The sequence below is a fragment of the Myxococcales bacterium genome (assembly GCA_016716835.1).
Classification (GTDB): domain Bacteria; phylum Myxococcota_A; class Polyangia; order Haliangiales; family Haliangiaceae; genus JADJUW01.
Genome location: JADJUW010000002.1, coordinates 615,680 through 637,023 on the forward strand (window position 1 = coordinate 615,680; position 21,344 = coordinate 637,023).

The 21,344-nt window shown below is 64.3% G+C and carries 14 protein-coding genes and 1 riboswitch; of the genes, 2 read left to right on the top strand and 12 right to left on the bottom strand.

Annotated elements, in window-relative coordinates:
- Positions 1 to 38 precede the first annotated feature (38 nt).
- Together IPL79_17480 and IPL79_17485 are read right to left on the bottom strand one after the other, a co-directional pair.
- Positions 39 to 209: a hypothetical protein gene (locus IPL79_17480; GenBank protein MBK9072769.1), complete on the bottom strand. Its 171-nt coding sequence runs from the start codon at positions 207 to 209 to the stop codon at positions 39 to 41.
- A 254-nt stretch (positions 210 to 463) separates the two neighbouring features.
- On the bottom strand, positions 464 to 1,339 hold the full coding sequence (locus IPL79_17485) for a hypothetical protein (GenBank protein ID MBK9072770.1): 876 nt from the start codon (positions 1,337 to 1,339) through the stop codon (positions 464 to 466).
- A 231-nt stretch (positions 1,340 to 1,570) separates the two neighbouring features.
- Here IPL79_17485 and IPL79_17490 point away from each other — a divergent pair, with 231 nt between their 5' ends.
- On the top strand, positions 1,571 to 2,473 hold the full coding sequence (locus tag IPL79_17490) for a hypothetical protein (protein MBK9072771.1): 903 nt from the start codon (positions 1,571 to 1,573) through the stop codon (positions 2,471 to 2,473).
- 22 nt (positions 2,474 to 2,495) lie between these two features.
- Here IPL79_17490 and ligA read toward each other — a convergent pair whose 3' ends face one another.
- From ligA to thiC, 7 genes are all read right to left on the bottom strand, one after another.
- Entirely contained in the window at positions 2,496 to 4,520 is a 2,025-nt protein-coding gene (ligA, locus tag IPL79_17495) for an NAD-dependent DNA ligase LigA (protein ID MBK9072772.1), read from the bottom strand.
- A gap of 2 nt (positions 4,521 to 4,522) precedes the next feature.
- Positions 4,523 to 5,368 carry a class I SAM-dependent methyltransferase gene (locus IPL79_17500; protein ID MBK9072773.1) on the bottom strand — a complete coding sequence of 282 codons (846 nt, stop codon included), beginning with the start codon at positions 5,366 to 5,368 and terminating at the stop codon, positions 4,523 to 4,525.
- Between the two features lie 48 nt (positions 5,369 to 5,416).
- Positions 5,417 to 7,624 (bottom strand): Rv1355c family protein, encoded by a 2,208-nt coding sequence (locus tag IPL79_17505; protein MBK9072774.1) that lies wholly within the window; start codon positions 7,622 to 7,624, stop codon positions 5,417 to 5,419.
- Positions 7,617 to 9,398, bottom strand: coding sequence for a hypothetical protein (locus IPL79_17510; GenBank protein MBK9072775.1), 1,782 nt, complete (start codon positions 9,396 to 9,398; stop codon positions 7,617 to 7,619). The genes IPL79_17505 and IPL79_17510 overlap by 8 nt, the downstream gene beginning before the upstream one ends.
- A gap of 2 nt (positions 9,399 to 9,400) precedes the next feature.
- Positions 9,401 to 13,027: an AAA family ATPase gene (locus IPL79_17515; GenBank protein MBK9072776.1), complete on the bottom strand. Its 3,627-nt coding sequence runs from the start codon at positions 13,025 to 13,027 to the stop codon at positions 9,401 to 9,403.
- The gene (locus tag IPL79_17520; protein ID MBK9072777.1) at positions 13,015 to 13,344 is read right to left on the bottom strand and encodes a protein kinase; all 330 of its coding nucleotides are present in this window, start codon (positions 13,342 to 13,344) and stop codon (positions 13,015 to 13,017) included. Before IPL79_17520 ends, IPL79_17515 begins: the two co-directional genes overlap by 13 nt.
- Positions 13,345 to 13,414: 70 nt before the next feature.
- Positions 13,415 to 15,103 (bottom strand): phosphomethylpyrimidine synthase ThiC, encoded by a 1,689-nt coding sequence (gene thiC / locus IPL79_17525; GenBank protein MBK9072778.1) that lies wholly within the window; start codon positions 15,101 to 15,103, stop codon positions 13,415 to 13,417.
- Positions 15,096 to 15,216: riboswitch (TPP riboswitch) on the bottom strand. (Overlaps the previous gene by 8 nt.)
- A gap of 157 nt (positions 15,217 to 15,373) precedes the next feature.
- On the opposite strand from thiC, the gene nadA reads away from it, so the two are divergent.
- Positions 15,374 to 16,306 (top strand): quinolinate synthase NadA, encoded by a 933-nt coding sequence (nadA, locus tag IPL79_17530; GenBank protein ID MBK9072779.1) that lies wholly within the window; start codon positions 15,374 to 15,376, stop codon positions 16,304 to 16,306.
- Here the strand turns inward: nadA and IPL79_17535 are convergent.
- The 3 genes from IPL79_17535 to IPL79_17545 all read right to left on the bottom strand — a co-directional run bounded on the left by IPL79_17535 (position 16,303) and on the right by IPL79_17545 (position 21,242).
- On the bottom strand, positions 16,303 to 16,749 hold the full coding sequence (locus tag IPL79_17535) for a ribonuclease HI family protein (protein MBK9072780.1): 447 nt from the start codon (positions 16,747 to 16,749) through the stop codon (positions 16,303 to 16,305). The genes nadA and IPL79_17535 overlap by 4 nt on opposite strands.
- Positions 16,750 to 16,882: 133 nt before the next feature.
- The gene (locus IPL79_17540; GenBank protein ID MBK9072781.1) at positions 16,883 to 18,745 is read right to left on the bottom strand and encodes a hypothetical protein; all 1,863 of its coding nucleotides are present in this window, start codon (positions 18,743 to 18,745) and stop codon (positions 16,883 to 16,885) included.
- Between the two features lie 115 nt (positions 18,746 to 18,860).
- Complete coding sequence (locus tag IPL79_17545; GenBank protein ID MBK9072782.1) at positions 18,861 to 21,242, bottom strand: ATP-binding domain-containing protein; 2,382 nt, start codon at positions 21,240 to 21,242, stop codon at positions 18,861 to 18,863.
- Between the last annotated feature and the right edge of the window lie 102 nt (positions 21,243 to 21,344).

Here is a 21,344-nt window from a genome sequence, read left to right on the forward strand (position 1 = left end):
AAGATTGATCCACTGCCTGTGGCGCGTGGAGTAGTTAGCTACGAGCAAGCCCTTAAGGCGGCGATCACGGCTTCACGTGACAGCGAAGGATCTTCGCAGCGCAGCGTGCCAAAGACAAAGCTCTCTTCGCGCGCCTTGGCATCGCTCGGGTGGTCCGCAGCCTTGGCGACTAGGTCGCGGAGCTGTTGCAGAGCGCTTGCGGACGTCATAGGTCTATTCTATACGTTCTAGGACTTGCTGTCGTCTTAACGTATTGCTTCGGACTGACACCGGAAGCACCAGCGGGAACTGGGGGCATATTTGGGGGCACAAGGTTTGGCTCCGGCAGAAAAATGTTTAGATATCATAGGCATTTGCCATCTGTTCGAGTCCCGTCCGCTCCGCGACTTAACAAATTTGGCACTGGGGTAACCCGGTGCCATTATTGTTTTCGGCAGTTCGTGGCGGTTTGGGTGGCGCGCGCCTACGAAATCGGCGGCACGACAACGCCCAGTGGCAGGCGGAAGATCAAGAAGTCGCCGCGAGGTTGGCCGTTGGAGGTAAACGCACCGGGGGAGGCGCCCACGTCGTCGTCAAACCAGATCCATTTGGCGCCGGCATCGAGCGCATCGCCCTTGCCGGCGTCGCCAGCCTGACGGCCGCATACGTTGCCGAAGTTGCCCGTCTCTTGCGCGGGCTCAAGAATCACCAGGCCACGACCGGCGCCGTTGGGCGTGGTCCCGAGCCAGCCATTGCTGAAGGTATCCCCGGGCGTGTTGGTACACTTGGCTAGGTAGTCGTCGATGACGGTGGTCGAAGGGCCTCCCGTGCCCGGATCGTAATCGACGCCGGTGGCGCAGACCTCCCAGGCGGCATCGCCGGTGTAGATGGTGTTGGCGCCGTTGGAGGTTGCGAATTGCGCGATAAGGCCCTGCGTGACCGACTCATCGGACCAGGTAATCACATAGAGGTATTCTACGCCTTGGGTGGCGCTCGCCGGCACGACGTACATTTCGGGGCCCATGCGGTCGCCGTTGCAGGTGCCGAATTGGTCGCAGGTGAGGTCGCCGCCGCATGGCGTTTGCTCGTCACACGCCGCGCTGCAAAAAAAGATCTGGCCGCCGCCGTCTTCAACGCCTAAAAAATAGTGGGCGAGCGAGGTTTGCGAACCGTAGCCAAATCCATACGCGTTGTCGGCGGTGATGCTGACGTGGACGTCGACGGGGTCGCCGGAGGGACCATCGTCACCTCCGTCGCCACCGCCGTCGGGGCCGCCGTCGCCTGGTGGGTTGTTTCCCGAATTGTTGTCGGTGCTGCAACCAAAATGTAAGAGGGCTAAAATAATCAAGGCCCGCTGCATGCCCGTTATTGTAAGTGCCTTGCAATGGCATATCAATGTAGGCCTCGGCTGCGACTGGGCCGAAATCATCGGCGGTTAAGCAATAGTAGAATGTTGCTAGCGCCGGCTTAAGGGGACAAGCGCCCCGGGTTTGCTGGGGCTACGGTCCGCAAGTAAAGCGGGAGACGATCTAAGTGTTTGTAACTACTGTGGTCGCCGCCGGCACCGCTATTGCAATTACCACTCGGTACTATGAAGTTATCCTCTCTCAAACACGTTTCGTTGGTCACCATGGTCGGGCTGCTGGGGGGCGCTGGCGGCTGTTTCGACGGGCCTTCGCCGGGCGAGTCAGACGCTCAAGACGGCGACAAGAGCGCCGCACCGCACATCCGCAAGCTAGCAATTCTGCACGCCGACAGGATGGGCGAGAACATCTCGCCTGAACCGCGGTTTATGCTCCAGGTCTTGTCGCAACAGGAATTGGATGAGGATCACAGCCTGGTCTATGAACGCTGCCCGACTGGGTCCGCTGTTAATTGGATCATTGGATACTGTGAGGTGCAAGTCGACGACGCGTCGGGTGCCTTGCAGCGCATGGTTGAAGCGACCATGGCGAGCATTACGTCCGACAGCACGGAATTGCGAGCCCTAGTGATCGGCGAGCCTCGGCTTATCGAGGTCGATGGGGACCAGAAGCTAGCGCTTGATTCGTCTCACGAAATCTATCTCGGTCAGGTCCCAAGGCAAATCGCGCATATGAACCCGCAAAAGGCATCGCCTACGCTGTATCGCGCCACGCAGCAAAAAGCCTTCACGATCGCACCCTCTGGGTTCGGGATGTCGGTCGAGCGCGCGGCGACGTCGGTACGCGCCCTAGCGTTTGCGGAGCTTATGGCGTCTAGGGTTGAGCAAGGGTGGTCGTCTGAAATTACGCCAGCCCATTTGGCCGATGCCTACACGCTGCAAGCGCGCAACGCGCAATACCTCAGCGACGAGCTCAATGTGACTGGCGTCTTCTTTGAGGCCGCCAATCCTGAAGACTTGCCACCGATTCTTCCCCCTCCACCGGGCCAGGCGCCGGGGATTTATGGTGAGCGCGAAGAAGGCGAGCTATTTGTGCTTGATGTCTATCGCAAGGTTGTTGCCGCAGAGTAACAGTTTGCAACGCACGGGCGCGTCAAGACTGCGGCACGTCGCCTGCAATCAATGCGCCCAGCGCGGCCTCGTCGAGCACCTTCGTGCCATGCTTGGTGGCAGCGTCGAGCTTGCTCTTGCCGGTGTCGGCGCCGGCGACGAGGTAGTTGGTTTTTTTGCTGACCGAGCCAGCGACGGTACCGCCGGCAGCCTCGATGTCGGCGGCGACTTCGGCGCGCGGCTTAGATAGGGTGCCGGTGATAACAAAAATTTGACCGGAGAGCGCGCCGGTGGCGGCCGCCTTCACCGGCTCGGCCGGATCGACGCCGTGGCTGATGAGTTTGTCCACGATCTCAAGCGAGTCGGGGTCGCGAAAAAAGGCGTCGACCGATTGCGCGATCACCTCGCCGACGCCGTCGATGGCGCATAGCTCGGCGACCATGGCTTCGCGGTCGGTGGCGGCGACGCGGTTGCGCAAGGTCGACAGCTTGCCGTACGGCTTCATGATGAGCCCCGCAACGACGCCGCCAACATTGGCGATGCCAAGCGCCGAGAGCAGCCGGCTCGCGGTCGCGGTTTCGCGCGCGTGGGCAATGGCCGTAACGAGATTTGTCGCGCTTAGCTTGCCGAAGCGCTCGAGGCCTTCGAGCTGCTCGACGGTGAGCGCAAACAAATCTGCGACGTCGCGGACGTAGCCGGCGGCGATGATGGCCGCGACGATTTTTTCGCCAAGGCCGTCAATATTGAGCTGGCCGCGCGAGCCAAAGAATTCGATGGCGGCAAGGCGCTGTGCCGGGCAGCCGACGCGGTTGGGACAAATGAGCACCACCTTTTCATCTTCGCGCACCAGCGCGGTGCCGCACGTCGGGCATGCGGCGGGCGGCACAAAGCGCGGCTGCGTTGACGCCTCGGTGACGCCGAGCACCTGCGGAATAATTTCGCCGGCCTTCTCGATCAGCACGCGGTCGCCGGCGCCGATGCCGAGGCGCGCGACCTGATCCCAGTTGTGCAAGCTCACCCGCGACACCGTGGTGCCCGAGACGTCGACCGGCTCGAGGATGGCAACCGGCGTGATGGCGCCGGTGCGGCCAACATTGATTTCCAGTTCGCGCACCAACGTGGTGACCTGGCGCGCCGGGAATTTATAGGCGATGGCCCATTTGGGGAATTTGGAGGTGGTGCCGAGCTCGGCGCGTTGCTCGTAGCTGTCGACCTTGATCACCAAGCCATCAATTTCATACGGCAGCGAATCGCGGCGGCTCTCCCACGACGCCACATGCGCCAGCAACTCGTCGAGCGAGTGGGCCAGCGCGTTGTGGCGGTTGGTTGGCAGCCCAAGCGTGGCAAGGCGCGCGATCGAGGCGTGGTGCGAGGTGATGCCCGCATCGCCGTCGACCAATTCGTACAAAATGGTCTGCATCGGTCGCTGCGCCACTTCGCGCGCATCCAGCAGCTTGATCGATCCGGCCGCGAGGTTGCGCGGGTTCTTGAACAGCTCTTCGCCGGAGGCCGCGCGCGCTTCGTTGATTTTTGCGAACTCGGCCTTGGCAATATACACCTCGCCGCGCACCGTGATGTCGACGGGTTCGCGCAGGCGCAGCGCTACGCCCTGGACGGTCTTTAGGTTCGACGTGATGTCCTCGCCGACGGTGCCGTCGCCGCGGGTGGTGCCCAGCGCCAGCAGGCCCTCCTTATATGTAAGCTCAATTCCGAAGCCGTCGATCTTCGGCTCGACGACGTAGCTAACTGTTGCCTCGGCGCCAAGCGTCTTAACGATGCGGTCGACAAAGGCGGTGAGCTCGCCAGGATTATACGTGTTGTCGAGCGACAGCATCGGCCGTTCGCGCACGACCTTGGTAAAACCCGAGGCCGGCAGTGGCGCGACGCGCTGGGTGGGCGACCACGGCACGATCCACGCCGGGTGGGCCGCCTCCAGCTCGCGCAGGTGACGCAGCAGCGCATCGTACTCGCCATCGCTAATGGTCGGCGCCGCGTCGACGTAGTAGCGGCGATCATGCTCGGCGAGTTCGTCGACGAGTGCCAGGTATTTTGCGTTGGGCGTCGCCATGGCTAGGCGCTCCCCGCCTTGCGCGCGACTACCGCGGCGGCGTGCACGGAGATTTCAAAGGGGCGTTTGTCAAAATAGGTGTCGATGGTTTGCTTGAGCGCGTTAAACACTTCCGGCACGTGCGCGACGTCGCCAACGATATCGCGCCACGCCGAAAGCGGGCCCGATTCAATAAATGGCGAGTAGAAAAATTCGCGCCCGCTGCGAAATAAGATCGTAAATGCGCTGACTTCGATGCGGGCGTCTAAGCCAGCCGCGAGGCACCACCCTTGAACTTGTTCATACGTGGGGTAGGTCGCGATATAGGCTTCCAGCCGCGCAATCGCTTCATCGTCATTCCGGCGCATGAGCACCTCTTTATAGAGGTCGTGTAGTTGTCCAAACGTGCCGGCCAGTGGCAACGCGCAGCGGACCTCGCCACCCGGGCGACATACGCGGGCTAGTTCAGCCAGCAAGTGCTTGGGGTCGGCATGCTCGTGCAGCGCGAGATTGCTCACCACCAGGTCGTAGACGTTGTCGGCAAAGGGCAGCTTGGCAATTGGCTCGGTGCGAAAAAACACCGCACGCTCGCCGAGTGGGCCAAGCGCAGCCACCTTGCGCCGCGCGACATCGACCATGGGCGCGCGTGGATCGATGGCGATGATGCGGCCGGCACCTTCCATGCGCGCCAGCAACTCGACGATGACGTCGCCGGTGAGGCAGCCAACGTCGAGCACCTGCACCTTGGGCCGCAGCGACAGGCCGCGCAGCAGCGGCTCGGCAAAGCGAGCGCTCCAGATCGGCGCGATCTCGAGGTCAAACGCGCGCGCATAGCGCTCGTACCGCGGGTCGGAAGGCTCCAGCGCCATGGCTACGGTATAGCGAATTTGCTGGCCTAGAGGCTGACCAAGACGGGCCTAAATCGTTGGCACGTCGCGGCGCAGCGAGATCGCGCTGGGCGGCGGCGCGTGCGCAAGGCGCAACATGACGCCGCAAAATGGCGCCGCGGCGCCTAGGTCCCAGAAGCCGCGCCAGGCGGGCGAGAGGCGCGTCATCAGCTCGCTAGCACGCGGCGACATCGGCGCGCCTCGGTCGAGGCGCGCCAGCAACGACGGCAGCGCGCCCCATGGTTGCACGGCGAGGCCGCACAGCGTGGCCGCGAGCCACACGCGTTGCAACTGGCGGCCGGCGTCAAAGGCGCCGTGGTCGCCACCACCGCGAACGCCCACAAGGACGGCCGCAGAACACTGGGCCATCGCCATGGCCGCGCCGCGTTTTAGGGCGTGGCCGCCGTCCACCTGTGCCAGCCGCGCCATCGCCTCAGGGTTGCCAAGAATGCGCATGATCGCGACGTCGGTGGGCGAGGCTTCTAGCGTTGCGACGTCGAGGCCATCGCGGGTGGCTGTCGCGGCATGCGGCGTAAAGCGCAGATCGGCCATGAGTTCGGCATGCAGGCGCGGCTCGAGGTGGCGCAGCCGCTCTACCTCGCCAAGCCAGGTTCCAAGCGCCAGACGCGCGTCGTCGGCGGTGCGTAGCGCAAGCACGCCGGCCGGGTGGTGAAGCGCGGCTTGCATCGCCTGCACATCGCTTGGCGCCAGAGCTTGCGGCGGTGCGAGGCGGCGATTGGTGACGCGATCGGCGATGGCGGTGGCAAGCGGCGAGGGCTCGAGGTCGCCGCGGGCAAACGTGATCGCCACCGCCGGTCGCGCGTCCGCGGCGGCTTTGAGTTCGCTGACGTTGGCGGCGAGGCCGAGCGAGGTTGCCGAGAGGACGATATTTTCTACCGCTGCGCCAAGTGCGATAAGGTTATCGTGCGCGTCGCCCGACGCCGCAAGTGCTTGTGACGACAATGCGCATGTAAGGCGCGTGCCGTTCCATCCAAATTGCCAAGGCTGGCGATTGCCCGACGAGGGCGCCAACGAGGCGTGGGCGACTAAAAAGCGAATTTCCTCGGCCGACGGCGCAGCGCCGCGACCGCGCGCGGGCGCGCGCAAGGCGGCGAGCTCGCGCCGAGGTTGCGTCGCCTCGGGCGCGGCGCGCACGGCCAAGTCAACCGGCGTCGTATCCGCGGCCGTCGCTGGCGTGATGAGCTCCGCCAAATCGACAAAGTAACGCCCCGAAGCGCGAAATTGGTCGAGCAAGACGCGCCGCGCGGTGTCGGCGACCAAGGCACCGCCAAGCGTTACCGACGAGCCGAGTTGCGGCCACGTCGAGATGCTATGACCAAGTTCACACATCGAGGCCGCCATCGCGCCGCTCATGCCGTCGACGCCGACAATCCCGAGCACTAATGGCAACTGCGCCGGCCGCGGTAATTCGGCCACGTCGGCCGCGGTCACGCCGGGTAACAGGCCGTGAAACAGCGGCCGCTCCGGCTGCAGGTCGAAGCGCTCGACATCGAGCATGCCGCGCTCGCTGGTGTCCATGATCACGGGGATGCGTCGCCGCCGCGCCTCTTCGCGGACCTGGAACTTGATGACGATGCTATCGCACTCTTCGACCAGTAAATCGATGCCGTCAAGAAACGTGGCGAGATTGGCGTCGGTGACGCCTTGCGGGAGGATTTCGATGTCGAGGTAGGGGTTGAGCTCGAACATGGCGCGCGCCGTGATGACCGCCTTGTTGACGCCCAGCTCGTGCACGCCGGCGCGCAGGCGATTGAGGTTCGAGAGCGACAGCGTGTCAAAATCGGCGAGGCGAAAGCGGCCGCCGATGCCTTCAAGCGTCAGGGTTAGCGCGGCCGCCTGGCCCACCGAGAGGCCGAGCACCGCGATGCGCTTGCGCTGCAGCAAGGCTTGCTCATCGCGCACGATCTTGAGACGATTGCGATCGGTGCGCAGCTCGAAAAAGTCCTGCGGCGCGAGCAACCGCACCAATCGCCGCGACCACGCATAATAGACCCACGCGCCATAGCGTTCGAGGTCGCCGCCGCACACCGCGGCGATCGCCTGCGCTTGCACCTCGCCTTGCAACGGTGGCCCGGGATGGCGCGTCTGCGCCAGGTCGGCGACTTGTGCCTGCAAGGTGTCAAACACCTGCACGTCGCGCGCGGCGCGTAGCTCGGCAAGGCGCGCACGCGACGATGCCTCGGCGGGGTACAAGAGCTCGGGTTGCCAACTATCCACGGAAGGTGCCCTCGCCTGAGGTTCGCGGTGCGGTGATTTCGTAGAGATGTTCCAAGAATTCCGGCAGACGATCGACCGACAAGATGACCGCGTCGGACTCACCCATGTCGACGCAGGCGGCGCGTTGTGCCTCGCCCAGCCAGGCGTCGTCCTCAAGCATCAAGACAAAGCGCGCCTTGCCCTGCGCGGCAAACCACGCTTGCGCCGCGGCGATGAGCGCCGACACGTAGGCCTCACCGCCGGGCCGCACCGGGTAGACGCGCATCACGTCGAGCAAGCCAAAGAGATGCACGCCGTCTTGCGCCAGCTCGAGCACGGCGCCGCAGACCAGTTCGCCGTCGGCGCGGGCAACAAAGACCGCGCGTTGCCTCGCGAGGCCCGCGGCATGCCACGGCGCCGCGATGTCGCCAAACCCCATGCGCGCCGGCGTGAGGTCGAAGGCCTCGCAATACATCGCGGGGCGCAGCGCGCCGATTGCCTCGGCAAGCGCCGCCGCGTCCTCGGGCGATGCCGGGCCTACCGCGGCGTGCGCGCTCGGCGCGGCGTCGAAGGGCGTCGCGACCTCGACCACCAAGGCGCGAAAGCGCACGATGGCGGCATAGCCGTCGTCGACGTAGCGCAGCGGCAGCTCGTACATAAAATAGGCGCTCCACGTCCGCTTGGCCTGCACCAGCATGGCGACGTAGCGCACGCCGTCATCGTGGCGCTGCATGTGCTCGTAGCAATGCAGCAGCGTGCGGCGCAGAATTTCGCGGCCGGAAAATCCATCGAAGCTGCCGGTGATCTTGGCGAGCTGAAATCCCATCCAGGTATGGGCATACACGCGAAACATCGTCGCCGTGGCGATGAGCTCGGATTTTCCGGTCGCGGGCCACACGATGCTGCACGCGAGGTGCGGCATGTCGTCGAGGCGATCGCAGACGCGCTCGAATTGGCCGCGCAGCTCGACAAAATGCTCGGGCTGCTTGTTGGACAGCGAAAAATAGCCCGCGCGTTCATAGAGCGCCCATTGCGCGGCGGCCCACTGGCGGCCTTGCTGCGTATAGGGATTGAGCGTCTGCATGACGAGGCGGTGCCAGGCATCGTCCTCGGTCGCGGTGACCTCACCCGAATACACCTCGCGGCCATCGGACATGCGGCGCCGCGCGACGATGGTCACCGTGGTCGGGCTGTCGCCGCTGGCGCCATCGGGCACGATCTGGATGCTAGCGCCGGGCACGAGCTCGTCGGCCATGGCCGCCGGCGTCGTCACGGTCTCATCGAGCACGAACGAGACGCCATTGTAGGAGATGTTGCGCATGCGGCCCGTGCCCACGCCGGCACGTGACGAGTGGATCTGCAGCGGCGTTGAGGTCGAGGTGCGGCGATGCCAGCGCCGGCGGATGCGAGTGATTTCGGTGGGCCACGCGGTGACGATCGCCGTTTCCGTTGTCTGGACCACCTGCGCGGCAAAGCGAAAGGTCGTGTTGAGCGCATCGAGCTCGATGTTGATGCTTGTGCCGGGCTGCGCGTGCGTGACGCCTGGCTCGGCCGCGGACGGCACCCAGGTCAGCGCGGGATCACAGCCCATCAAGGTGGCCTCAAGTGGCGGGGCGGCCTCGCCTTGCGCCGCCTTGCCGAGGTCGAGCCGGCCCTGCGCATTGTGCCGCGCGAGCGCATCCACGATGGCCAGGATGCGCGCCGGATCTGTCACCTGCTCCGTAAACGGTGCGCGCGTCGCCGCGGCCTCGCCGCCGTCTTGCCATGCAGGTTCATCGCGGTTGCCGTCGGCCATAGCTACCTTTCTTGCCCATCCGCCAGCCCGGATGCATGGGGCACAAACACCGCCGCCAGCCGCTGCGGATTGGCGACGTTGTGGCTGGCGATAAAGCGCAAGGCTTGGCTGGTCGCTTCGGGCTCTGCCGAGGCAAGGCGCGCGAGGTTGGCGTGCAATTCCAGGCCGAGCTCCGACATGATGGCGGCCGCGCGGAGATAGCCGTCGCGGTTGCCGTCGAGCTGGGCGTCGATGAGCGTCGCCAGGCCCGCGAGCCAGGGTCTGTTTTCGCGATGCAGCGACCGCGCGAGCTTGCGGGCGCGGGCCGTTAGCTCGCGGCGGGCTGGCGCATCGATGGCTTCACCGGTCAGCCGCGCCAAGAGGATGCGCGCGTGCAGATCGGCAATCAGCGCGCGATTCATTTGCACCCGCAGCAGGCCCGACTTGGCCAGCGCCGGCCACAGGGCGTCAAAGCGCGCCGCGGCGTCGCGCGCCTTGCCTTCGTAAAGATCGATATGGGTCTGGCAGATTAGATCGAAGAGGTGTTGGACATGAAAGCCCTGTTGCGACCATTGAGCGATCGCCGCGCTGGCCTCACGCCGCGCGCGCACCGGGTCATCCGCGACGAGCCACACCAGGCTCGGGTAGCCCGACTTGGCGCTCATGGCAGAAAATAGGTCATCGCTTTCGTCGGCGGCCTGCAAGATGTCACCCGCGTAGCGCGCCAGCGCGGTGAGCTCGCCGCAGAAGCACAGCGACCACAGCGCGATCTGATGCAACATCGCGCGCTCGAAGATGTATTGATGGCGGCGGGCATCGGTGGCGGCCATGAAGCGCTCGCAATCGATGCGCAGGGCGCGCCAATTGCCGCGCAAAAACTCGACCATCGCCCGCGCGAAGATGACAAATGGCGCGGCGTCGGCGGCGCGTTCGGCCAGGCGCTGCGCGTCGTCGAGGCGTGCCTGGGCCGCGCTCGCGCTGCCGTGGTTCGCGGTGATGTAAATCGCCTCGGTGGCGGCGGCACGGCTTAGATGCAGCGGCTGCCCCGATGCAAATGCCAGCGGCGTGTAGCGACAATAATAGACGATGCCGAGCAACTGATCGACGGAGAAGAAATCGACCAACGTCGTCCAACACAATTCCAGGCGATGCTGGGTCGCCTCCGGCAGGGTGATGCCTGTAGGCGGCAGACGCCGCTCGGCGCGCCGCAGGCCCGCGGCAAAGCCACCGCGCAGCTGCAAGGCGACGCGGTGGCCCAGCAACGTCGCCACCGCCGCGCCGCGGCTGCGCGGCAACGGCACGCCGGCGGCGTCGAGCAGCGGCACCAGCGTGGCGTGGCCGGCGTCGATCTGGCCACAACGCAGCAACTGATCCGCCGCGCGATGCAGCAAGCGTCGGCGCTCATCTCCGTCAGCGCGGGCGGCCGCCTGTTGAAACGCCGTTGCCGCTGGCTGCGCCTGGCGCTGGCTTGCGCGTGCATCTCCTAGTTTTTCCCAAATCTCATGCAACGGCGGGTGGGCTCGCCACGGTCGGTGGCCAGAAATTGCCTCTGGCCACAGTTCAATGAGTTCGCCAAATAGTCGGCTCGCGCGATTGAAGGCGAGCTTCGCCGAGGAGGCGTCGGCCGCGCGCAGCAGGTAGTGTGCCGCCCGTGCCGGGTTGCCCGCGCTACGCCAATGGGTCGCGATGAACTCAGGATTGGCTTCATCGTCGCCTTCCAGCGCCGTCGCCAGCTGTTCGTGGATTTGCTGGAGCGTGGCGGCAGGAAGGCGCGAAATCGCGACTTGGCGAATGCGGTCGTGGTACGCCTCGACGCGGTCGCCGCGGCGCATGCCGTCCGTGCGCACGAGATGCGCGACTTGCAGCGCCTCGATCGCATCGGCTACCGCCGCCATCTCGCTACCCAGCGCAATCGCCGCGGCCCCGCGCGATAGGGGTTGGCCCGCGACGGCGAGCAAATCAATCAAGCGACGTCCCAGCGGCGTCAGCTTGCCGAGACGGGCTTGCAGCGCTTGCTCAAGCGTCACCAGGCGGTCGCTGCCAGTGGCGCGCGCGGCGCGGACGAGCTCTTCGATGAGCAACGGATGGCCGCCGGCTTCGGCGACGAGGCCCTGAACATCAAGCGGCACATCGTCGCCCATGAGCGCACGCGCCAGGCTAAGCGCGGCAGGGGTTGGCAAGACGCCGAGGGCCAGCTCGTGCGCCTGTGGCAGCAGCGCACGCACCGTGCCCAGCACATCGACGTGGGTCGCATCGTCGTCGTGGGCGGCCAGGCGCGCCGTGGCCACAAACAGCATGGGGGGCGCATCGGCGACGCTACCGACTGCGGCCAAGAGGTCGAGACTGTCTTGATCGGCCCACTGCAAGTCGTCGATGACAATGACCAACTGTCCACGCTGCGCCACGTGACGCAGCGTCTCGCGCACCGCGGTGAAGACGCGTTGACGCTGGGCTTGCGGCGAAAGCGTTGGGCCAGCCTCGGCGGTACTATCCGCAAGCACGGGGACGCGGCGCAGCACCGGAAATACCTGAAGCAAGATATCGGCGTCGATGGGCCGCATGGCTGCAGCCTCCGCCGTTGGCAGCTGCGCCCAATAATCGCTGAGCTGGTCGATGACGCAGTCCCACGCCTTAAAGGGCACGGTCTCGCTTTCGTAGCATCGGCCGCTGAGCACCACCGCGTCGGCCCCGAGCGCTACCGGCAAGAAATGCGCGACGAGTTCGCTCTTGCCGACGCCGGACTCGCCGACGACAAGCACCGCGGTCGGCGCCTGGCGGCTGGCTTCAAACGCGCGCCGCAGCGTCGCGAGCTCGCCGTCGCGCCCCAAGAAGGTTTGGGGCCGCGTTTGCGGTTGGATCGAAAACGAACGGCGCCGGCTGCGCGCGGCCGGGGCGAGGTGGCGTCGCAACGCCGCGCCGTCAGGACGCGCCGCGGGGTCGCGTTGCAGCAAAGCCATGCATAGCTCGACCAAATCGGGTGGCGCCGCAGGATTGATGAGCTGCGGCGACGGCGGATCTTGCTCGCACTTGGCCGCAAGCGCGCGCTTCATATCGTGAAACAGCGGCGCAAACGGTATGTCGCCGGTGAGCGCCTCATAAAGCATCACGCCCACCGCGTACCAGTCGGCGGCCTTGGTCGGATGCATCCGCTTGGCTTGCTCGGGCGCCATATAGGCGGGCGTGCAATAGTCGACGCTATCGTGGGCGCGCAAGGTGAAGCCAAAGTCCACCAGCGCGACGCGACCCTGCGGCGTAACCAGTACGTTGTTGGGCTTGAGATCGCGATGCAACTTGCCCGCGGCGTGGATCGCCGCCACGCCAACGGCGAGTTGCGCCAGGGCCTCGCGCAAGCGCGCGACATCCAGCACGCCGGTGGCCCACGCCGAGGCCGAGTGCAGCGCGCTGGGCATCATCAGCGGCATAACAATGGAGGGTGCGTCGACAAATTTTAAGTGCGCGGTCGCGGCATAGCTTGGCGTCGCTGCCACTGCGGTTGGCGAGGCAGGTGCCGGTGTTGCCGCCGCCAGGCGTGCCGGGCTTTCGCTAGCAGTTGATGGCAAGCGCTCGGTGGCGACGTTGCCGCGCGTTGGCAGGGCGGCGTGCGGTCGCACCCAGTCGATGAACGACACCGCGCCGTCTAGTAGCTCCATGGTAAAAACCATTGCCCGCCCTCGTGCACTAGCTCGTGCAGCTTGACGACGTTGGGATGCTGCAGCTCGCGCAGGCCGCGAAATTCGCTTTTAAAGCGCAGGACGGCATCCCCCGCGGGTTCCTCGCGCAGCACCTTCATCGCCACGCTGGCGCCGCGCTCGCGATCGAAGGCCTCGTAGACGACGCCAAAGCTGCCCTCGCCAGCGAGGCGTATGCGCTCAAAGCGCGCACTGGCAGGAAATTCTCCGAGCTTGGTCATGTCGAGCGAACCCAGGCTTTCGATCGCCGGGCCCGAAAAGTGTACCAGCCAGGCCACCGGGGACGCCGACGCGCGAAACCGGAATTACGCTAACGAATCAGGCAAATACAAAATTGTGTAAGCTGGATTACGGCGCTTTGGTATGGAGGTCGCCGACGTGCTCAAACTCGGCGGCCTTGGCGGCTAGGCCCGCCGAAATCGCCTCGGCTTCAGCCAGGCCATTGGCGGCGGCATAGTCGCGCACGTCTTGCGTGATCTTCATCGAGCAAAACTTGGGGCCGCACATCGAACAAAAATGCGCGCCCTTGGCCGCGGGCGCCGGCAGCGTCTCGTCGTGGTAGGCGACCGCGGTGTCGGGGTCGAGACACAAATTAAACTGGTCTTGCCAGCGAAATTCAAAGCGCGCCTTCGACAGCGCATCATCGCGCCGTTGCGCACCTGGATGACCCTTGGCGAGATCGGCGGCGTGGGCGGCGATCTTGTACGCAATGACGCCGGCCTTGACGTCGTCGCGATTGGGCAGGCCGAGATGTTCTTTCGGCGTCACGTAGCACAGCATCGCCGTGCCGTGCCAGCCAATCATCGCGGCGCCAATCGCGCTGGTGATGTGGTCGTAGCCGGGCGCAATGTCGGTGACCAAGGGCCCGAGCGTGTAGAACGGCGCCTCGTCGCACCACTTCTCCTGCAGCTCGACATTTTCTTTAATCTTGTGCATCGGCACGTGGCCGGGGCCTTCGATCATGACCTGGATATCGTGTTTCCACGCGATCTTGGTTAGCTCGCCCAGGGTTTCCAGTTCGCCGAGCTGAGCAGCGTCGTTGGCATCCGCAATGCAGCCCGGGCGCAGGCCGTCGCCGAGCGAGAATGCGACGTCGTACTTTTTCATCACCTCGCAGATGCGCTCGAAGTTGGTGTAGAGAAAGTTTTCTTTATGATGCGTCAGGCACCACTTGGCCATGATCGACCCGCCGCGCGAGACAATGCCGGTGAGGCGCTTCGCGGTCATCGGCACGTAGCGCATGAGCACGCCGGCGTGGATGGTGAAGTAGTCGACGCCTTGCTCGGCCTGCTCGATCAGCGTATCGATGAAAAGGTCGATGCTGAGCGCCCCGGCATCGCCGTTCACTTTTTCGAGGCATTGGTAAATAGGCACCGTGCCAATGGGCACCGGCGCGTTGCGAATGATCCACTCGCGGGTCTTGTGGATGTCTTTGCCGGTGGAGAGGTCCATCACGGTATCGGCGCCCCACTTGGTCGACCACCGCAGCTTGTCGACTTCTTCGCCGATCGATGAGCCCACCGCCGAGTTGCCGATGTTGGCGTTGATTTTTACCAGGAAGTTCTTGCCGATGATCATCGGTTCGGCTTCAGGATGGTTGATGTTGGCCGGGATGATGGCGCGGCCGCGCGCGACCTCAGCGCGCACGAACTCTGGCGCCATGTTTTCGCGAATCGCGATAAACTTCATCTCTTCGGTAATGATGCCGCGCCGCGCGTAGTGCATTTGCGTGCGATTGCCGGTGTCGCCGCCCGGCAACTTGCCAGCGAGGCGCGCCGCGATCCACGGCTGGCGCAGCTTGGGCAGCCCTTGCTCCAAATCGCAGTCTGCGGGGCCCGAGGTGTCATAGACATCGAGCGGCGCCTCGCCGCCGCTTAAGTGAATGCGCCGCATCGGCACCGAGAGGCCGTCTTGCTGCACGTACACTTTTTCGGAGTTAGGAAACCCCGTGATCGGCGCGAGGCCCGCGACCGGACTCGCCTCGGCGGTTGGTAGGCTGCGTTTGGCGTTTGTTGTTGGAGGTGACTCTTGTGACATCTAATTGCTTCCCTTCGTCGGCATGACCCGTGCAGGTTTGGAGGGTCGCGCAAAATGCGCCTCTCAGCCTTGGCCTGCGCACGCGCAAACGGTTGGCTCCCCTAGCTATGTTTTAGGTATGTTGCCTGGCCGGACATTACCCCGACGGCGCCCAGTTGCAAGCCCTAGTGAATATGGTACCCAGACCGCATGGCGGGTGAAAAATTACCAGTCGCTAATGCAGGCCCCGGGCTAGGCGCGCCGACATCGCGCGATGCCGAGGCCAGCCGCATGACGCCGCAGGAGCTCGAGGCAGAGATCGTACGGCTTCGGCGCGAGCGCAATGCGGTGATTTTGGCGCACTATTACCAAGAATCCGAAATCCAAGACCTCGCCGATTTCGTCGGCGACTCGCTGCAATTGTCGCAGGCCGCGGCCAAAACGCAGGCCGATGTCATTGTTTTTTGCGGCGTGCATTTCATGGCCGAGACGGCCAAAATCTTAAACCCCACCAAGATCGTGGTCATTCCCGATCTGGAGGCAGGGTGTTCTCTAGCCGACGGATGCCCCGCGCCGCAGTTTGCGCATTGGCTAAAACAGTACCCAGACCATTTTGTCGTCAGCTACATCAATTGCTCGGCCGACGTGAAGGCGCTCTCCGACGTGATCGTGACGTCGTCCAATGCCGTCAAGATCGTAAAGGCGCTGCCGCGCGATAAGAAGATCGTGTTTGCGCCCGACAAATTTTTAGGCGCGTTCGTCGCCAAGCAGGCTGACCGGCCCGACCTGGTGCTCTGGCAGGGCACCTGCATCGTCCACGAGTCTTTTAGCGAGCGGCGCTTGCTTGACCTAATGGCGGCGCATCCCGACGCCGAGGTGATCGCGCATCCCGAATGCCATGGCGGCATCTTGCGACATGCTGCGCACATCGCGTCGACGTCGGGGCTCATTGCCTACGCCAAGACCAGCCCTGCCCAAAAATTTATCGTCGCCACTGAGGCCGGCATCCTGCATCGCATGCAGCAGGAGGCGCCAAACAAGACGCTGCTCGCCGCGCCGCCAGAGGACGAGAGCTGCTCGTGCAACGAGTGTCCATTTATGCGCCGCAACACCCTCGAGAAACTGTATCTCTGCCTGCGCGATCTGGCGCCGCAGATCGAGGTGCCTGAGGCCACGCGCGTGCGCGCCTTGGCGCCAATTGAGCGCATGCTCGCGATGAGCTAGCCGGCTTTGCGTGCCAGCCCCAAGGCGGCGCGAGCCAGCGCATCGGCCTCGCCATTTTTGCGCCGCGGCAACCACGTGATGGTGACGGCATCAAACGTGGCCACCAATGCGCGGGCCTCGGCGAAGATAGGCACCAGTCGCGGTACCTGCGTGCGCGTCTCGCCGATGGTCTGTTCGATGACTACGGTGTTGTCGCAATAAATCGTTAGCGCGCGTGCGCCCAGTCGGCGCGCCGCCTTGAGCGCGGCCACGAGCGCCCAGCCTTCGGCTTGCGTGTTGCAACCAACAGGCGCGGGTTCGCACACCTCGTGCCGCGCGCCGGTTGGCGACAACAGCGTGGCGCCGAGGCCCGTGGCCCCGCGCCCCTTGAGTGCGGCACCGTCGCAATGAATCGTCCACGCGTGCGGATCAAGTGAGAGACGCTTGGAGGACTTGCCGCGCATGCCGTACGTCCCTTATCGTACCACACGGGTCGTTCCACGCCATTGGGTGCACGACGTGCGATCGCAGGTGAGGTGGCATCAATGATCGTTGCGCGCGTGATGGCTCGCGCAGCCGCCACGCGGCCCACCAGAGTTAGTCGTTCGTAAGCACCAAGAGGTATTTGAGCCTGGCAGCGCCAATTAAGCGAATCTCTAACGCCTCGGCGTACGCGCTTGGCGCGAACGGCGACAGCATCTCGATGGCTTGAAAAAACTCTTGAATTGTAACGGAGCAAGTTACGTTAGCGCTGGACATGGCCAGGGCCATGGGCCCGTTGAGCGCCCCTTCGCCTCGTTCTTCGGTGTCGGTTCCGTTGAAAAACGTTACGGTCGTTTCTGCGCCTCCGACCTGGGTACGCGACGTTTTGCAAAATACCAATGGCGAATTGTCGGCGTCGCGGAGCGTAAGTTCGATGCTGCCCGTGTTGTTTGAAGGGAAGAAATAGTAATCAGTTTGAAGCCCGCTAACGCCGCCTGGAATGACTTTGTAGAGCGAGCCTGTGCCATTGGAACCCGCCGCCAATGCGTCGCTGGAGATGCCCACATTGAAGGGGCTCCATCCCGAATACTCCGAGCTGGCGCGGAACGGTAAGTACGCCACGATCGATTGAGCTGATCCCTGGGAAGGGTCGCATTCGTCGCCAACTCCGTCGTCATCTTGATCGGTAAGTAGCTGGTTTTCATTTGTGAGAGGCGGGCAATTGTCGACGACATCAACGTGTGAATCATTGTCATCATTCCACGTGTTGACGTGGAACGTGATTGACGTGGTATAGGCGCTCGGGTTGCCCGCCTGGTCAGTCTGGCGTGCGACGACGGGATGGCTGCCATCGGCAAGTGCGGGCGCCGCCTTGGTGCAGCTAAAGTTGCCGGTGGGGCAGTCTGCGGTGCAATAGGTAGCGCCCCCGGAAGATTGCTTGACGTATACTGTGGCGCCTATTTCGCATTCGCCCGAGAAGGTTGGCAGGCCCGTGGGGAGGGTCTCTTGGGCGGATGGCGAACTAATTGTTGGCGGGTTGGGAATCGACGTATCGACGGTCACGACGCGCGCGGGAGAAGAGGGGGTGCCTACGTTGCCTGCCGGGTCGGTCAAGCGCGCAGTTAGGGGATGGGTGCCATTGGCTATCGACAGCAAGGTGCAGCTAAACAGGCCCTGTGCCACACACGGCGCGGTGCACATGGGGGCGGCGCCATTATTGCTCACGGTGACGGTCGCGCCCGGTTCACCGCACGAACCGCTGACGTAGAGGTTGCTGCCTGTCGTGGCGTTAAGCGTAATTGAGCCGCCAGGTGTTTGGATGGTCGGCGCGCCCGGCGGCAGAGCGTCGACCGTGACGTTGATGATGGTAATTGCGGTGGTGCCGGTCTGGCTGGCGATTAATTCGTGTGGGCCATGGGTGAACGTCGCGACGTCGCACGTATAGGCGTCGTCGTTGCATAGTTCGCTACAGAACGTTATGCCGTTGTCGGAGACGGTTACGGTTTGGCCGGCGGCGCAGGCGCCATAGACAGCGACGGCATTTTCGGAGGCGTTAAGCAGTTCGTTATTCGATAGCGCCGCGATCGTTGGCGGCGGGCCGACGTTGGCGATCTCCAAGGGGACAGTCGTCGAAGGTGGGCTCGTTTGGTTGTCTAGCGTTTGAGTAGCGGAAACGAGATAGGCACCATAGGGTTGCTCGTCGGTGGGGGCACACGTAAAATGGCCATCTATCGTACACGCGGTGGTGCACCAAATAATCAGATTTTCATCGCCGTCCCGAGCGCCGACCGAAACACTCGCAGCTGCCAAGCAGTCACCTGCAATGCTCGGGGTGCGATCGTTGGTCGTCCCCCCGGGAGTCGTAATAGTGGGCATTGGCAGCTCATCTGGGCCATCGAGGGGAGGACCGTCTAAGGGCGCATCACCGGGCGGGGTCACCGAATCTAGGCCCAAGATGGCATTACAGCTCGTTTGCACCACCAAAAGTGTGGCTATCAATGCGAGCCGCGATCGAGACCTCATCCAACGATAGTATACAGAGATTCAGGCGACACTGGATGTCTGACGATGGCCCCTATGTAGGTTTGCGGTCCTACCCAACCGTCATGCGGCCGCCATCGCGCAGCGCTTGCGGAATGAGCGGCGAGGGCTCGCCGGTGGACACCAACCAGAGCTGATGCGCCGCGCGGGTAACGCCAATGTGCAGCAGGTGGCGCGCCCAGTTGGCGGCGGGGTAGGAGGCCGCGTTGACGTCGACCATGACAACGTAGTCAAATTCAAGGCCCTTGACCTGCGTAACATCGGTCACGTCGACGCCGGGCTGAAACGTAAATTCATCGCGTCGCACGCGCCGCATCGCGGGAATATCGGTGCGTCGCAGGCCCTCGTAGTAAAGGTCTGCCTGCTCTGGGTGACGCGAGACGACCGCGCACGACGCGCTTGGCTCGCGCGCCATGAGGTTGCGCAGTGCATCGCCCAAAAACGCCACCGCCTCGCCGACGTCGCCAAACTCGTGCAGCTCGACCGGCTCGCCATCGCGCGCCGCGAGCGCGTCGTCCGGGGCCAGCTCGGGGCCGAGCACCTCGCGCGCCAGCAGCATCACCTCGGCGGTGGAGCGATACGACAGCTTGAGCGGACGCACCACGGCGGCCTGGCCGGTTTGCGCCAGCAACTCGTCCCAACCGCTGAAGTTATTGTCGAACACCAAACGCTGCGCGGTGTCGCCGGCAATCGTGATCGATCGCGCGTTCGGGCGATCGTCGGGCGCGTCGACCGCTTCGATGAGCACCTTGACCTCGAGCGACGAGCGATCTTGCGCCTCGTCGATGGCAATGTGGTTGTAGCGCACCTGGTCGCCCTGCGGCGTGATCAGCGCGCCGCGCTTTAGCTGGATGAGGCGCAACAAGATCGGGTCATCTTCGTCGTCGAGTTTGCCCGCAGGGCTATCTTCGTCCTCGAGCGCGCCGCCATCGGCGGTGGCAATGGCCTTGCCTTCGTCGTCGACGGCTTGGGTGGCGCTGGCGGTTTGCTGCTTGACCCACCTTACCGTCCGGCGAACGTCGGACTCGGTGATGTCGCTGCCGGCAAAGACACGCAGCAGCAAGGACTCATTCGTAAACAGTTCGGCCCAATCGTCCATCATGACGTCGGTGGCGCGGCGCCAACGCCGCAGCATGCCCTCCATGGCCAGGCGCACGCTGGAGTCGAGATTGGCGCCCTTTACCCACGTCAGCAGCGACATGATGCGGGGCACCAAGGCGATGTCGGCGCGCGCGTTCCAGGCCTCAACGATGTCGCGGTTGCCCGCGGCCGTTTGCATGATGTCGGTGCCGACTTGGGCGATCTGATCGGCGACGTGTTGCTCGAGCATCCCCATGACGCGCGGATGCTTCTTGACGCGCGACACCTGCTCGGGCGGATCTTCGTTGTATTTAGTCGGCGTCTCGGGGAGCAAGCGCAGTCGCGTGGCGCGCGCCCAGCCGGTATATGTGACGACCGGCACGCCACCGACGCCGAGCGCGGGCAGCACGCCGGCGACATAACGGACCAGGCTCTGGGTTGGCACCACGAACAGCATGGCGTTAGGGCGAAATCGCCGACCGTCGGCAAAATTGAGAAACGCTATGCGATGGAGCGCCACGGTGGTCTTGCCCGAGCCAGCGCCGCCTTGGATGACGACGAAGCCACTTTCGGGCTGCGTGATGAGATCGAATTGCTCTTTGTCGATGAGCGCGGCGATTTCCGGCAGCGCCTTGTCGGCGCGCATGGAGGCGCCGTGGTGCACGCCGAGCTTGCCCTTCTCGCCGCTGGCGGCCACCGGCTTGGCGCGCGCGGCCTTGCCAACGCCCCCGTGCAACGTCGGCGCGAGGCTGCCGACGGCCTGGTGCCACACGTTGCGCGCGTCGCGGATAAACGTGCCCTGCGGCGCGCCGATGCGCCGCAACTTGCCGCCGTGGATGGAGATGTTGCGCCGTACCTCCACCATGCCGCTGGTGGTGCGGCCGGCAATTTCTTCTTCGTAGTCGTCGCCCTCTTCGTAGCGATAATAGATGTGCGAAATGGGCGCATTGCGCCAGTCGACGATTTGCACGCCGGAGGCGCGATCTATAAAGCCGCGCTTGCCAACCAAGACGTCGCGCGCCTTGCCGCCGCGGCCTTCGCCGGTTTTCAGCCGCATGTGCGCGAAGTAGGGGCTATTGATGTCGACCGGCAGCGACTTGCCGCCGCCCAGCCGGCCGCGCAGCGCCGCCAACCGCGTCATCTGCTCGACCAGCGGCGCGAGATCCTCGGCGCGCGCTTCGGAGATCTGGTCGCGCAGCGCCACCAGGTCGCGGTCGATGTCGCTGGTGACCAGGCTGGGCCCATCGCCGGCGTCTTCGCCCAGCGCGACGCGCGCCGAAACCTGGCCGGAAAGACGTTCCTCGTCGGCGACGATTTGCGCGCCAGCACTGTTTTTGGCAACTTCGTTTCGCATGCAGGGTTTGACAATCTATCTCAACCGGCGCGGGCGGCAAGGGACGCCGGACCAAAGTGCCCGTCGTTTTTGAAACTTTTGGGTTGCGCCCCCCGCCCAGTT

Coding starts and splice junctions, on each gene's coding strand:
- IPL79_17480 (MBK9072769.1), bottom strand. CDS start 209: ATGACGTCCGCAAGCGCTCTGCAACAGCTCCGCGACCTAGTCGCCAAG.
- IPL79_17485 (MBK9072770.1), bottom strand. CDS start 1,339: ATGCAGCGGGCCTTGATTATTTTAGCCCTCTTACATTTTGGTTGCAGC.
- IPL79_17490 (MBK9072771.1), top strand. CDS start 1,571: ATGAAGTTATCCTCTCTCAAACACGTTTCGTTGGTCACCATGGTCGGG.
- ligA (MBK9072772.1), bottom strand. CDS start 4,520: ATGGCGACGCCCAACGCAAAATACCTGGCACTCGTCGACGAACTCGCC.
- IPL79_17500 (MBK9072773.1), bottom strand. CDS start 5,368: ATGGCGCTGGAGCCTTCCGACCCGCGGTACGAGCGCTATGCGCGCGCG.
- IPL79_17510 (MBK9072775.1), bottom strand. CDS start 9,398: ATGGCCGACGGCAACCGCGATGAACCTGCATGGCAAGACGGCGGCGAG.
- IPL79_17515 (MBK9072776.1), bottom strand. CDS start 13,027: ATGGAGCTACTAGACGGCGCGGTGTCGTTCATCGACTGGGTGCGACCG.
- thiC (MBK9072778.1), bottom strand. CDS start 15,103: ATGTCACAAGAGTCACCTCCAACAACAAACGCCAAACGCAGCCTACCA.
- nadA (MBK9072779.1), top strand. CDS start 15,374: ATGACGCCGCAGGAGCTCGAGGCAGAGATCGTACGGCTTCGGCGCGAG.
- IPL79_17535 (MBK9072780.1), bottom strand. CDS start 16,749: ATGCGCGGCAAGTCCTCCAAGCGTCTCTCACTTGATCCGCACGCGTGG.
- IPL79_17545 (MBK9072782.1), bottom strand. CDS start 21,242: ATGCGAAACGAAGTTGCCAAAAACAGTGCTGGCGCGCAAATCGTCGCC.